14 protein-coding genes are annotated in these 12,244 nt (G+C 73.4%); 6 read left to right on the top strand and 8 right to left on the bottom strand.

What is annotated here, in order from left to right; all coding sequences use genetic code 11:
* The first annotated feature begins 48 nt into the window (after window positions 1–48).
* Both purD and HLI28_RS07525 read left to right on the top strand, forming a co-directional pair.
* Window positions 49–1,341 carry a phosphoribosylamine--glycine ligase gene (gene purD / locus HLI28_RS07530; protein WP_171246904.1) on the top strand — a complete coding sequence of 431 codons (1,293 nt, stop codon included), beginning with the start codon at window positions 49–51 and terminating at the stop codon, window positions 1,339–1,341.
* Window positions 1,338–2,312: a phosphoribosylaminoimidazolesuccinocarboxamide synthase gene (locus tag HLI28_RS07525; RefSeq protein ID WP_171246903.1), complete on the top strand. Its 975-nt coding sequence runs from the start codon at window positions 1,338–1,340 to the stop codon at window positions 2,310–2,312. Before purD ends, HLI28_RS07525 begins: the two co-directional genes overlap by 4 nt.
* Here HLI28_RS07525 and HLI28_RS07520 read toward each other — a convergent pair.
* The 3 genes from HLI28_RS07520 to HLI28_RS07510 form a co-directional block, all read right to left on the bottom strand.
* Complete coding sequence (locus tag HLI28_RS07520) at window positions 2,290–3,027, bottom strand: Crp/Fnr family transcriptional regulator (RefSeq protein WP_171246902.1); 738 nt, start codon at window positions 3,025–3,027, stop codon at window positions 2,290–2,292. The two genes, HLI28_RS07525 and HLI28_RS07520, sit on opposite strands and share 23 nt — an antisense overlap.
* A gap of 134 nt (window positions 3,028–3,161) precedes the next feature.
* Window positions 3,162–4,850, bottom strand: a complete 1,689-nt coding sequence (locus HLI28_RS07515) for an MSCRAMM family protein (RefSeq protein ID WP_171246901.1) — start codon at window positions 4,848–4,850, stop codon at window positions 3,162–3,164.
* Between the two features lie 175 nt (window positions 4,851–5,025).
* Window positions 5,026–5,826 carry a DUF4190 domain-containing protein gene (locus HLI28_RS07510; RefSeq protein WP_171246900.1) on the bottom strand — a complete coding sequence of 267 codons (801 nt, stop codon included), beginning with the start codon at window positions 5,824–5,826 and terminating at the stop codon, window positions 5,026–5,028.
* 233 nt (window positions 5,827–6,059) lie between these two features.
* Here HLI28_RS07510 and purS point away from each other — a divergent pair, with 233 nt between their 5' ends.
* The 3 genes from purS to HLI28_RS07495 are packed head-to-tail and all read left to right on the top strand — an operon-like array spanning window position 6,060 to window position 7,640.
* A complete protein-coding gene (gene purS, locus HLI28_RS07505; RefSeq protein ID WP_171246899.1) occupies window positions 6,060–6,332 on the top strand; it encodes a phosphoribosylformylglycinamidine synthase subunit PurS in 273 nt (90 codons plus the stop codon).
* Window positions 6,332–7,063 carry a phosphoribosylformylglycinamidine synthase subunit PurQ gene (purQ, locus tag HLI28_RS07500; RefSeq protein ID WP_171246898.1) on the top strand — a complete coding sequence of 244 codons (732 nt, stop codon included), beginning with the start codon at window positions 6,332–6,334 and terminating at the stop codon, window positions 7,061–7,063. The genes purS and purQ overlap by 1 nt, the downstream gene beginning before the upstream one ends.
* A 43-nt stretch (window positions 7,064–7,106) precedes the next feature.
* Entirely contained in the window at window positions 7,107–7,640 is a 534-nt protein-coding gene (locus HLI28_RS07495) for a GNAT family N-acetyltransferase (RefSeq protein WP_171246897.1), read from the top strand.
* A gap of 12 nt (window positions 7,641–7,652) precedes the next feature.
* Here HLI28_RS07495 and HLI28_RS07490 read toward each other — a convergent pair whose 3' ends face one another.
* The 3 genes from HLI28_RS07490 to HLI28_RS07480 are packed head-to-tail and all read right to left on the bottom strand — an operon-like array spanning window position 7,653 to window position 10,463.
* On the bottom strand, window positions 7,653–8,555 hold the full coding sequence (locus tag HLI28_RS07490; protein ID WP_171246896.1) for an LLM class flavin-dependent oxidoreductase: 903 nt from the start codon (window positions 8,553–8,555) through the stop codon (window positions 7,653–7,655).
* A 45-nt stretch (window positions 8,556–8,600) separates the two neighbouring features.
* Window positions 8,601–9,377, bottom strand: coding sequence for an MBL fold metallo-hydrolase (locus HLI28_RS07485; RefSeq protein WP_343035717.1), 777 nt, complete (start codon window positions 9,375–9,377; stop codon window positions 8,601–8,603).
* Window positions 9,378–9,416: 39 nt separating this feature from the next.
* Window positions 9,417–10,463: an LLM class flavin-dependent oxidoreductase gene (locus HLI28_RS07480; protein ID WP_171246895.1), complete on the bottom strand. Its 1,047-nt coding sequence runs from the start codon at window positions 10,461–10,463 to the stop codon at window positions 9,417–9,419.
* A gap of 97 nt (window positions 10,464–10,560) precedes the next feature.
* On the opposite strand from HLI28_RS07480, the gene HLI28_RS07475 reads away from it, so the two are divergent.
* Complete coding sequence (locus tag HLI28_RS07475; protein ID WP_171246894.1) at window positions 10,561–11,670, top strand: FUSC family protein; 1,110 nt, start codon at window positions 10,561–10,563, stop codon at window positions 11,668–11,670.
* 9 nt (window positions 11,671–11,679) lie between these two features.
* Here the strand turns inward: HLI28_RS07475 and HLI28_RS07470 are convergent, their stop codons facing one another.
* The gene (locus HLI28_RS07470; RefSeq protein ID WP_171246893.1) at window positions 11,680–12,084 is read right to left on the bottom strand and encodes a Rid family hydrolase; all 405 of its coding nucleotides are present in this window, start codon (window positions 12,082–12,084) and stop codon (window positions 11,680–11,682) included.
* Window positions 12,081–12,236: a hypothetical protein gene (locus tag HLI28_RS07465; protein ID WP_171246892.1), complete on the bottom strand. Its 156-nt coding sequence runs from the start codon at window positions 12,234–12,236 to the stop codon at window positions 12,081–12,083. Before HLI28_RS07465 ends, HLI28_RS07470 begins: the two co-directional genes overlap by 4 nt.
* Between the last annotated feature and the right edge of the window lie 8 nt (window positions 12,237–12,244).

The raw sequence follows: 12,244 nt of genomic DNA, 5'->3' as shown, positions 1-12,244 counted from the left end.
CCGGACCGCCCGCACGGGCCCCGACCGCTCCACCTACACTGAGATCCCGTGAAGATCCTCGTCGTCGGGAACGGTGCTCGCGAGCACGCCATCCTCCACGCCCTCGCCGCGGAAGACGCCCTCGGAGGAGAGCCGCACGAGCTGCACGCGGCCCCCGGGAACCCGGGGATGGCCCGCGAGGCCACCCTGCACCCCGTCGACGCCGTCGACGGCGGCGCGATCGCCGCGCTGGCCACCGACCTCGGTGCCGACCTCGTCGTCGTGGGCCCCGAGGCGCCGCTGGTCGCCGGGGTCGCGGACGCGGTCCGGGACGCGGGTGTCCCGGTCTTCGGGCCCTCCGCCGAGGCGGCTCGGCTCGAGGGGTCGAAGTCGTTCGCGAAGGAGGTCATGGCGGCGGCGAACGTGCCCACCGCGATGGCCCACGTGTGCACCACCCGCGACGAGGTCGCCGCCGCCCTGGACGCGTTCGGCGCCCCGCACGTGGTCAAGGACGACGGCCTGGCGGCCGGCAAGGGGGTCGTGGTCACCTCCGACCGCAAGGAGGCGCTGGCGCACGCGGAGGCGGCCCTCGGTGCCCGACCCGGGGGGCGGGTCGTCGTCGAGGAGTACCTGGACGGCCCGGAGGTCTCGCTCTTCTGCCTGTGCGACGGCGCCTCGGTGGTCCCGATGGTCCCCGCCCAGGACTTCAAGCGGGTGTTCGACGGTGGCGAGGGGCCGAACACGGGCGGCATGGGTGCCTACACCCCGCTGGACTGGGCGCCGTCGGGCCTCGTCGCCGAGGTCGTCGACCGGATCGCGCAGCCGACGATCGACGAGATGGCGCACCGCGGCACCCCGTTCGTCGGCGTGCTCTACGTCGGCCTCGCGCTGACCTCGCGCGGGGCCCGGGTGGTCGAGTTCAACGCCCGGTTCGGCGACCCGGAGATCCAGGCGGTCCTGACCCGCCTGACGACCCCGTTGTCGTCCGTGCTGCTGGCCGCGGCCCGCGGAGAGCTCGAGCAGCACGCACCGCTGCACTGGTCGCCCGAGGCCGTGGTCAACGTCGTCGTCGCGGCGACCGGCTACCCGGAGTCGCCGCGACGAGGTGATGCGATCACCGGCATCGAGGCGGCCGAGGCCCTGCCGGGTGTGCACGTCCTGCACGCCGGCACCGCGACGGCCGAGGACGGCACGCTCGTCTCCGCCGGCGGCCGGGTGCTGTCGGTGGTCGGCCGGGGCGCCGACCTCGCCGCGGCCCGGGCCGCGGCCTACGCCGGCGTCGCCGAGATCCACCTCGCGGACTCCCACCACCGCACGGACATCGCGCTGGCCGCCGAGCGGGGCGAGGTGCGGGTGCCGTGACGACCGAGACGCCCGAGGCCTTCGCCGGTGGCCCCCTCGACCTGCCCGGGTGGCGGCACGCCTACTCCGGCAAGGTCCGCGACCTGTACCTCCCGGACCTGCCGGCGCTCGGTGGGGTGCACCCGCTGGGTGACGTGGTGCTCGTGGTCGCCTCGGACCGGGTGTCGGCCTACGACCACGTGCTCACCCCCGGGATCCCCGACAAGGGTGTGGTCCTCACCCAGCTCAGCCTGTGGTGGTTCGACCAGCTCGCCGACCTCGTCGACAACCACGTCGTCTCGGTCGAGGCCGGCGCCGAGCCGGGTGACGGTCTCGTCCCCGACGTCGTCGCGGGCCGGGCGATGGTCTGTCGCCGCCTGGACATGTTCCCCGTCGAGTGCGTGGCGCGCGGCTACCTCACCGGCTCCGGGCTCGCCGAGTACCGCAGCACCGGCGAGGTCACCGGCATCCCGTTGCCCGCCGGGCTCGTCGACGGCTCACGCCTGCCGGAACCGATCTTCACCCCGGCGACCAAGGCCGAGGTGGGCGAGCACGACGAGAACGTCAGCTTCGCCGAGGTGGCGCGGCGGATCGGGGAGGGCGACGCCGCCCGGCTGCGCGAGCTGACCCTCGCCGTCTACGCCCGTGCCGAGGCGATCGCCCGGGACCGGGGCGTCGTCCTCGCGGACACCAAGCTCGAGTTCGGCCGGGTGCCGGACGGGTCCGATCACCCGACCGGGCCGATCGTGCTCGGCGACGAGGTGCTGACCCCGGACTCGTCGCGGTTCTGGCCGGCCGACGACTGGGAACCGGGCCGGGCCCAGGCGAGCTTCGACAAGCAGTTCGTCCGTGACTGGCTCACGTCGTCGGCGTCCGGGTGGGACCGTGCCGGGGACGCCCCGCCGCCCGCGCTGCCGGCGGACGTCGTGCGCCGGACCCGCGACCGGTACCTCGAGGCCTACGAACGGCTCACGGGTTCTCGCCTCGACTGACACCGTTCGGCGACGCCGTCGACGGTCCGCCGTCGTCGGCCGCCGCGCGCAACCCCTCCGGGTCGTGGATCGTCAGGTACCCGCGGCTCGTGGCGACGAGTCCGTCCAGACGCATCACCCGGAGGTGGCGGACCAGCGCCTCGCGGGAGATCCCCGCCCAGGACGCCAGCTCGGCCTGGGTGCACCGGACGACGACCGATCCGTCGGGCTGCGGCACGCCGGACCGTGCCGCCAGCTGGAGCACCCAGTGGCACACCAGGGACCGGACGTTGCCGTAGGACCCGTGCAGCCGGTGCTCCTCCAGCGTGTAGGCGAGGGTGGCCAGGGCGGAGACCGCCGCCTCCGAGACGGCGGGTGTCGTGACGAGCTGCCGGAAGACCCGCGCCGGGACGGAGAGCACCTCGGCCGGCGCGGACGTGCGCACGGTCGACAGCGCCGGGACGGCTGCGCAGACCTCGGGGAGGCAGGCCGCGTCGCCGGGTCCGTAGGACAGCACGCGGGTCTCGTGGCCGCCCTGGTCGACTCGCACCGCCTCAGCGGTGCCCGAGAGCAGCACGCAGAGCGACGACGGCGTGGTGCCCTGGGTGGTGAGGGGCGTCCGGGCGGGGACCTTCGTGCGGTGCCCGGCCGCCAGCAGGCGGGAGCGATCGGGCTCGTGGATCAGCCCGATGAACGACGCCGGATCGAACGCCGGCACTGTGCGCGCGGTTGCCATCGTGTCGTCCCTGCCGCAGCAAGGTCCCCCTCGCGCCAGCGTAGGCCCGGGCCGTGGCTCCTGCCCGCGGGGTGGCGACGGCACACGGCACGGCGGGCGCACGCTCCGTGCGTGCGCCCGCCGTGCTCAGGGGACTATTCGGCCGTGTGGCCTGGGATGTTGACGGTCAGACCCACCTCCCCGTGTTCGAGGTCGGAGAACCCGGGCAGGTTGCACAGCTTCTCCTCCGCGTCGGGGTCGACGTCCGTGAGCGGCGTGATGTCGCTCGGTGCGACCGTGTCCTGCGACTCACCCTCGCCGAGCGCCACCGTGCCGACGACCAGCTCGTCGTCCGCCTGGTGGCAGACCAGCACCACGATGCGATGGAGCTGCTCGTTGGTGAACGTCAGGTCCGGCGTCGGGTTCTCCTCGGCCAGGCGCTCCGCACAGCTCTCGGAGCTGTTGACGGTGACGTTCTTCGGGTCCTCACCCACGTAGTCGTCCGGCACCGTCGTCTCCTCGACGGTGTAGTCGCCGTACGGCACGTCGGCACAGAACACGCCGTTGCCGTAGTCGGTGAGGTCGGTCACGTCCTCGCCGGCTGTTGCGGTGAAGGCCGCGCCGTCGAGCGGATCACCGTTGTCGTCGACCTTCTCCACGAGGATCGACCCGAACAGGCTGTTGTAGAACGTACAGGTGATGTCGTCGTCCGCCTCCAGATTGACGGTCACCGTCCGGTCGGCCACGCTCCAGTCGCCACTGTCGCAGACGATGCTGTCGAGCTCTCCTGGTGCGTCCGCGGCCTCCGTCACCGTGTAGGTGCCTTCGAACACGTCGGTGTAGGCCTGGGTGCCGTCGTCACCCAGGGTGAACGTCGCGGGTGTGAGCCCGCCCGTGGTGGTGAAGTCGAACGTGTCGGACACGCCGTCCGGATCGGTCTGCTTCACGACGGTGAGCTTCCCGCAGTTGGAGATGTTGACCCCGACCGGCGCGATGTAGTCCTTCAGCTGTGACGTGAAGGAGTCCGAGGACCGTGACTTGAGGAAAGCGCTGCCGAACGACAGGCACTCCTCGTCGTCGAACAGGAACCCGAGGTCGATGCTGGCCTCACCGAAGGTGCGTGGACTGAGCGGCCCCAGCGGGACCTCCCCCGGGTCGCCGGCGTTGACGATCGCTTCGTTGGCCGGGATCGCCGTCTCGTTGATCGTGCCCGTCGCGTCGTTGACCGCGGTCAGGTCCTGGACCGGACCCCACTCGCCCGCGGCTTCGTCCCAGAGCCGCGCGAGGACGATCGCCTGCTTGCCGCCCTGGTCGATCTGGTACTCGAGCAGCAGGTCGCCGTCGGTGCGGACCTTGTTGACGCCGTTGCCGCAGTCTTCACCGGATTGGTTCAGCTCGAAGTCCATGAGCGTGGTGCCGTTCGGTTCCTGGACGCGCGTCCAGAACAGGTGCAGGAATCCGGGATCGCCCTCCTCCTCGTAGACCCCGAAGTTCAGCAGGTCGCTCTTGTTGTTCGGGATGCTGCCCGTCGTCGTGCCCGGACAGACGTCGTCCTCCTTGGACCCGCCGGCGAACGAGTCGTCGTCCCGGCCGGTCGGCTCGTCGGTGCCGACGGTGGCGTCGACGTTCGCCCAGTCCAGGTTCCCCGCGTCGTCCACCTTGAGGTTGGCGTCGGTGTCGATCTCGAAGTCGCTGCCCGGCAGCGAGGCCAGGTGCATGTCCGCGGTCGCGGTGACCGCCTGGCTGAGCAGGAGCGGGACGGCGAGCGCGAGAGCGCTGAACAGGGCCAACCGGCGTCGCGACCTCCGTGGCGTCGCGGTCGGCGTCGTGCTGTTGTCTGACATGGGTCGGTGCCTCCTCGTCGAGTCCGACCGGCCCGCGGGAGACGGACCGGAGGGCGTCCGCCGTCGGCGGAGATCGTCCGGATCCACCGTTCTCCCGGTGGCCCCGCGCCTTCTGCGTCAGGTGACGCACAGCGCAGGGTGAATTCGGACGGTTCGACGAGGAGGCGCCGGGAGCTCAGATCCCGGAGCCGGCGACCGTCCCCTCGAGCGGGCTGCCGTCCATCGTCACGGCCTCGCAGAAGACCTCTCGGTCCCCGGACGTCCACATCTCCTCGGTCGGGTAGTAGTAGAAGAAGTCGAGGCTGGAGTCCATGTAGTCGGTGCCGACGTACTTGGTGAAGGCGCTCAGGCAGAACTCCTCGGTCGCCTTGATCACCTGCTGCTCACCGGGGAACTCCTCGCCGGCCAGCTCCTGGACGCCGAACACCTCGGAGTGGTGCGGGGACGTGCAGTCGACGGCCTCGAGCGGGGGGTCCTCGAAGCAGTCGCCGACGGTGATCTCCGTGCTCGACACCTCGGCGAGTCCTGGGTCCGTGCCGGCGGAGTCCTCGAGCCCGAGGTCCGTGCCGGTCGACTCCTCGTAGCCCTCCTCGAAGCCCTCCACGAAGGCCTCCTGGAAGTCGTCGTTCGTGAAGAGGGCGGAGAACAGCAGGATGATCGCGGCCCACGCGACGGTGGACAGCGCGCCGAGGACGATGCCGGCGATCGCGAATCCCTTGCCGGACCTGCCGGACTTTTTGATGCGGACCAGCGCGGCGATGCCGAGGCCGAGCGGGATGATCGTCATCTGCAGGATCCCGGTCACCAGCGCGGCGATCGCCAGCCCGTCCGTCCCGGGGTGGGTCGGCGGTACCTCGTACGGCTGAGCGGGCACGTCGGCGGTGTCCGGCAGCACGGTCGTCGGTGCGTCCGGCGCGGACGCGTCCGGTGCGGTGGTGGTCGGGGGTGCGTACGGGTCCTGCGGCGGGTTGGTCATGGTTTCTCCCTTTTGGCTGTGGATGACCTGGACGGTAGCGGGGGACGACCACCCCTGTCTGCACCCGACCGGACGATGGTCCGGGGTCCGCGGACGGCCGGGGCCCGCGGCTCCGCTCGACGGGTAGACTGACGCCCGGAATCCTGCCGCCGTGCTCCCGCCCGTCACCTGCCGCCGTGCTGCGTGCCGGGATCCCGGAGCGGCGGCCCAGCCGAGCGCCTGAGGAGCCCGCCGTGGGACGCGTCGTCGTCGAGGTCATGCCCAAGCCCGAGATCCTGGACCCCCAGGGCAAGGCCGTCGTCGGGGCGCTGCCGCGGCTCGGCTTCACCCAGTTCACCGGTGCCCGCCAGGGCAAGCGGTTCGAGCTCGAGGTCGAGGGCGACGTCACGCCCGAGGTGCTCGCCGCCGCGCGCGAAGCAGCCGAGACGCTGCTGTCGAACCCGGTCATCGAGGACGTCGTCCGGGTCGCGGACGCCTCCGCCGAGGCGGCCGAGGTGTCGGCGTGATGAGCGCGGGCACCCTCGACACGACGCTGGACGAGGCACGCATCGGCGTCATCACCTTCCCCGGCACCCTGGACGACCGCGACGCGGCCCGTGCCGTGCGCCTCGCCGGCGGCGAGCCGGTGTCGCTGTTCCACGCCGACGGCGACCTGCAGGGGGTCGACGCCGTCGTCCTGCCCGGCGGGTTCTCCTACGGGGACTACCTGCGGGCCGGCGCGATCAGCCGCTTCGCGCCCGCCATGGACGCGCTCGTGGACGCCGCGAAGGGCGGCATGCCGGTGCTGGGCATCTGCAACGGCTTCCAGATCCTCACCGAGGCCCACCTGCTGCCCGGCTCGATGATCAAGAACGAGCACCTGCACTTCGTCTGCCGCGAGCAGGTGCTCGCCGTGGAGAACGCGGACACCGCGTGGACCCACCGGTACGAGGCGGGGCAGCACATCACGATCCCGCTGAAGAACCAGGACGGCCAGTTCGTCGCCGACGAGCGCACCCTCGACGAGCTCGAGGGGGAGGGCCGCGTCGCCTTCCGCTACGTCGGCTGGAACCCGAACGGCTCCCGCCGCGACATCGCGGGCATCACGAACGCTGCGGGGAACGTCGTGGGGCTCATGCCGCACCCGGAGCACGCGGTCGAGGCGGGGTTCGGCCCCGACGGTCCGGACGGGCCGCGCTCCGGCACGGACGGCCTGGGCTTCTTCACCTCGGTCCTGGCCTCGCTCGTCCACGCGTGATCCCGACGGCACGTCCGCCTCGACGGCGAGAAAGGGTGGCGCCATGAGCGTCGACCTGCAGCGCCCCGCAGCCACCGGACCGGGGGACGGCGCCGTCGAGGTCGTCCGGGTCCCGTGGGAGGACGCCGACGCCGTGGCGCTGCGCGCCGAGGCGGTCGCCGAGCTCGGCCGCCGCTACGGCGGGGACGACGACGCCCACGAGGTCATCGACCCGGGGACGGTCGTCGCCACCTTCCTCGTCCGCGTCGACGGGGTCCCGGCCGCGTGCGGGAGCGTGCGCGACGTGTCCGCCACCGACGACGGCCGGGGCCGGGGCACCGTGCACCCCGCGGCGACCGGTGAGCTGAAGCGCGTGTTCGTCCTCCCCGAGCACCGGGGGCGCGGGCTGGCCCGCCTGCTGATGGCCGAGCTGGAGCGCGTCGCCCGGCAGGCCGGGTTCCGGCGGTTCGTGCTCGAGACCGGCACCGCGCAGCCGGAGGCCATCGGCCTGTACACCGCACTCGGGTACGAGCCGATCGAGTCGTACGGCAAGTACGCCGGCTACGACGACCAGCGCAGCTTCGGCAAGCACCTCTGACCAGGGTCGGCGTCACCACGCGCCGACCGAACGGCCCGCTCGGTCGGCGAGCCGCGGCCTGACCTCCCGCCCGAGGAACGCCGCCAGCTCGGCGAGGTCGGGCTCGTCCGCGGTCGGCTGGATCGCGACAGCCGTCGCACCGGCGTCGGCCAGTGCCCGCACGCCCGCGGCGATCTCGTCGGCGCCCCCGGCCGCCCCGATCCCGCGCTGCGGGTCGGCTCCCCACCTCGGCAGCTCCGCCGCCAGTCGTTCCCGAGCCCGCGCCCCGGTCGCGACGACGAGGGTCGCGTGCACGTCCGGGAGCTCACGCCCGACGGCGGACGCGCCCTCCCGGGCCGTGGCGACGGCGTCGCGCACGTCGTCCGGGGTCAACGCGTTGGCCAGGGTCAGGCCGTCGGCCAGCTCGCCGGTCAGCGCCAGCGTGCGCGGGCCGACCCCGCCCGTCCACAGGGACACCGGCGTCGTCGGCGGCCACTCCAGGCGGACGGCGTCCAGGTGCACGTAGCGGCCCGACGTCGTGACCTCCTCGCCGTCCAGCAGCGCGCGCAGGGCCGTGACGTGCTCGCGCAGCAGCGTCAGGGGTGAGTCGACGCGCACCCCGGACTGCGCCATCCAGGACTGCACCCCGTGCCCGACGGCGGGGACGAACCGGCCCGGGAACGTCCGTGCCAGCGTGGCGATCTCCATCGCGGTGATCGCGGTGCTGCGCAGCGGGACCGGCAGGAGACCGATCCCGACCCGGATCCGGTCGGTCCACGCCAGGGCCGCGGACGCCGAGGCCAGGCCGCTCTGCTTGAAGCAGTCCTCCCACACCCACAGGTCGTCCAGCCCCGCGTCCTCGGCCGCGGTGGCCACGGTGCGCAGCGTCTCCGGGGCGTGCGTGGGGACGTGGGCGATGCCGAGACGGACGGTCATGTCGCCATCATGCCGTCGCCAGCGCCCACGCGCCCCGGTGCGCCGTCAGCTCCCGTGCCGCAGGTAGGCGAGCTGGGCCGCCACCGACTGCCGGGCGGCCCGCAGCACCGACGGGTCGACGTTCGCGTAGACCTGGGCCACGACGTCGTCCACCCCGGCGTCGGGGCCCAGCGCGGCCAGGGCCGCGCGCACCTGGTCGAGACGCTCGAGGCGGTGCGCCCGGTAGGCGCGGACGGCGTCACCGAGGTCGGCGATCTCCGGCCCGTGCGCGGGGACCCCGAGCCGGCCGTCCCCGACCCGCTCCAGCAGGTCGAGGGAGGCGAGGTAGTCCTGCAACGAGCCGTCGGGCTCGGCGAGGACGGTCGTGCCGCGCCCCAGGACGGTGTCGCCGGTGAGCACGACAGGGTCCTCCCCCGGTGCCGTGACCGTGAAGGACACCGAGTCCGCCGTGTGCCCCGGGGTGGCGAGCACGTCGATGCGCAGCCCGGCGGCCTCGACGACCTCGCCGTCGGCGAGCGGTTCGCCGCCGTGGCAGTGCCGCCGGTCGGCGGCCCGCACCGGGGCTCCCGTCCGCGTCCGCAGCCCGGCCGATCCGGCCGTGTGGTCGGCGTGGCGGTGCGTGATCAGCACGAGGTCCACGGGCCCGGCGGCCGCGAGGGCGTCGAGGTGCGCGGCGTCGTCCGGCCCCGGGTCCACCACGACGCACGAGGACGCACCGGGGGCGCGCAGCACGACCGACCGGGTCCCGTCGAGCGTCATCGGGCCGGGGTTGTCGGCGCGCAGCACGCCGACCGCCGGGGTGAGGGGGCGCAGGTCGGGCACGGTCCTTGCTCCTTCGGTCGTCGCGGTGATCCTCGCACGTCAGCCGGCGAGCAGCTCCAGCGTCTGCACCCGGCCGGGGGTCGCGTCCAGCGGTTCGGAGGCGTAGCTGCCGGCCACCGGGACGATCATCACCTCGTCGACCCCGTGCCGCGCCGCCAGGCGGGCGACCTCGGCCCGGGCCTCGTCCGGCGTGCCCACGAGCCAGCGCGACCGCATGTCCTCGACCATCTGCTCGCCGAGGCCGTCCAAAGGGGCGGCCAGCGCCTCCTCGACCGTCTCGGCGGTGCCCATCGGCCGACCGGTGCGCAGTCGGGCCATCGCCCGGAGCTGCGGCAGTGCGCGCTCGTGGGCCTCCTCGGCCGTCGGGGCGACGACGGCGTTCAGGGTGAGGAAGGTCCGCGGCCGCGGGTGGGTCTCGCTGGGACGGTAGCCGTCGCGGTAGAGCGCGAGCACCTGGTCGATCCCGGCACCGGAGAAGTGGTTCGCGAACACGTACGGCAGCCCGAGCTCCGCGGCCAGACGCGCCGAGTAGTCCGAGGAGCCGAGCAGCCACAGCGTGGGCGTCGTCGTCGCGGCGGGCGTGGCGTTGACGTCGTAGGTCTGGCCGTCCGTGAGTCGCAACCGGGCGCCGTCGGGCGCCATGAGAGCCAGGATGTTGCGCAGGTGCTCCGGGAACCGGTCCACGTCCGACGTCGGCCCCGAGGATCGCAGCAGGGCGGTCACGACGGGGTCGCTGCCCGGGGCACGCCCGATCCCGAGGTCGATGCGGCCGGGGGCGAGCGCCTCCAGCGCGGCGAACTGCTCGGCGACGACGAGCGGGGCGTGGTTCGGCAGCATCACACCGCCGGACCCGACGCGGATGCGTTCGGTGCGTGCGGCCGCGGCGGCGATCATCACCGGCGGTGTGGAGGCCGCGACGGCGGGCATGTTGTGGTGCTCGGCGAACCAGTAGCGGGTCAGACCCAGCGCGTCGGCCCGGCGGACCAGCGTCATCGAGGACTCGAGCGCCTGCGCGCTCGACTGCCCGGTGCGGACGGGGACGAGGTCGAGGACCGAGAGGGCGGGGGCGGGGCGGACGTCGTTCATCGCCCGGGACAACCCACCGTCCCGACCTGCGTATTCCGGCGAGCGGATGCGCTCCTGACGTTCTGTGGCGAGGATCGCTCGGGACGAGAGGGGTCCGATGGTCGAGAAGCGGGTCGCCGGGGTCGCCCAGGCGCTGTACTGGACATGGCTGCGCCATCCACGCTGGTCCATCGCGGCGCGCGGCGCGCTCGCGGCCGGGGTGGCGTGGGTCGTGGGGATCTACGTGCCGCACCCGCTCGGGGACTTCCCCTACTACGCGCCGCTCGGTGCCATCATCGCGACGACGAGCACGCTGGTGCGGTCCGTCAAGGACTCCTATCGCGTCACCGTCGCCGTCCTGCTCGGTGCCGGGATCGCCCGCTTGGCCCAAGAGTTCCTCCCGGTCGGCCCGTTCTCGATCGCGCTGGTCATCGGCGTCGCGCTGCTGTGCGCCGGGTGGAAGTTCTTCGGCGACCAGGGGAGCTGGGTGGCGAACTCCGCCCTGTTCGTGCTCATCCTCGGCAACGCCGACGCGCTGTCGTTCGTGGGTTCGTTCGCGGGACTGGTGGCTCTCGGCGCCCTGGTGGGCATCGGGCTGAACCTGCTGCTGCCCCCCTTGCCGCTCACCCCCACCGAGAACGCGCTGGACGGGCTGAGCGCGCTGCTCGCCGGGCAGATCGAGGACCTGGCGGAGTCGCTGGAGGAGTCCAGCGACGTGGACGCCGAGGACTGGGAACGCCGGCGCGTCGCGATCCAGCCGGTGCTCGAGGAGACCCGGGTCTCGGTGCGGGAGAGCCGTGATGCCGCGAAGGCCGGGAGCCACCCTCGGGTCCGCCGGTATCGGCGGTGGACCGAGGGGCAGGACGCCCGGGCCCAGGAGCTGGAGACGGTCGCGGCGTCCGTCGACGTCGTCGTGACGCTGCTGGTGGACACCGCCGAACCGGTGCGCCTGCCCGAGGACCTGTGCGAACCGCTCGTCGGAGTGCTGCGCTCCCTCGCCGGGGTGCTCCGCGCCGACGCCTGGGGAGAGGACCGCGACGAGCTCGTCGACGCGCTGCGCGAGCAGGTCCGCGACTTCCGCCAGGGTGTGGTCGATCGCTCCAGCGACCCCGGCGAGGGGCTCGTGGTGGGCTCGGTCGCGGTCGCCCTGCGCCGCGCGGCCGACGCGTTCGCGAGCACCCGCCCGGACGACGCCGAGGAGGAGATGGTCCGGGGCGAGACGGAGTGACGTCCGTCGTCATCCGCGTGCGACGGCGACCGCCTCGACCTCGCAGAGCTGGTCCGGGTAGCCGAGCGCCGTGACCCCCAGCAGCGTGCTGGGCACGTCGTGGTCGCCGAACGCCGCCCGGACGACGTCCCAGACCGCGACCAGGTCGGACCGGTCGGTGGAGGCCACGAGCACCCGTGTGCTGACGACGTCCTCGATGCCGGCACCGGCGTCGGCGAGCGCCTGACGGAGGTTCGCCACGACCTGGTGCGCCTGTGCCACCGGGTCCCCGGGCGCGACGGTCCGGCCGTCGGCGTCCAGCGGGCAGGCGCCGGCCAGGTGGACCAGCCGGGTGCCGGCCGGCACGACGGAGGCGTAGGCGTAGTCGACCTCCGCGGTGAGCACGTCCGAGCGGACGAGCCGGACCCGGCTCACGACGCCACCGCCGTCGGACCCGTCAGCACGGTCAGTTCCTCGCCGTCGACGCCGTGCGTCGCCCGCTCGTCCTGCGGGGCGGACCCGAGCGACCGGCGCAACGCGATCACGGGGAGGTCGGCAGAGCTGGCGGCGCGGATCGTGAGGCTCACGGTCGGGA

This window comes from Isoptericola sediminis, assembly GCF_013085345.1.
Taxonomy (GTDB): domain Bacteria; phylum Actinomycetota; class Actinomycetes; order Actinomycetales; family Cellulomonadaceae; genus Isoptericola; species Isoptericola sediminis.
This window is presented reverse-complemented; position numbering and strand designations above follow the sequence as displayed.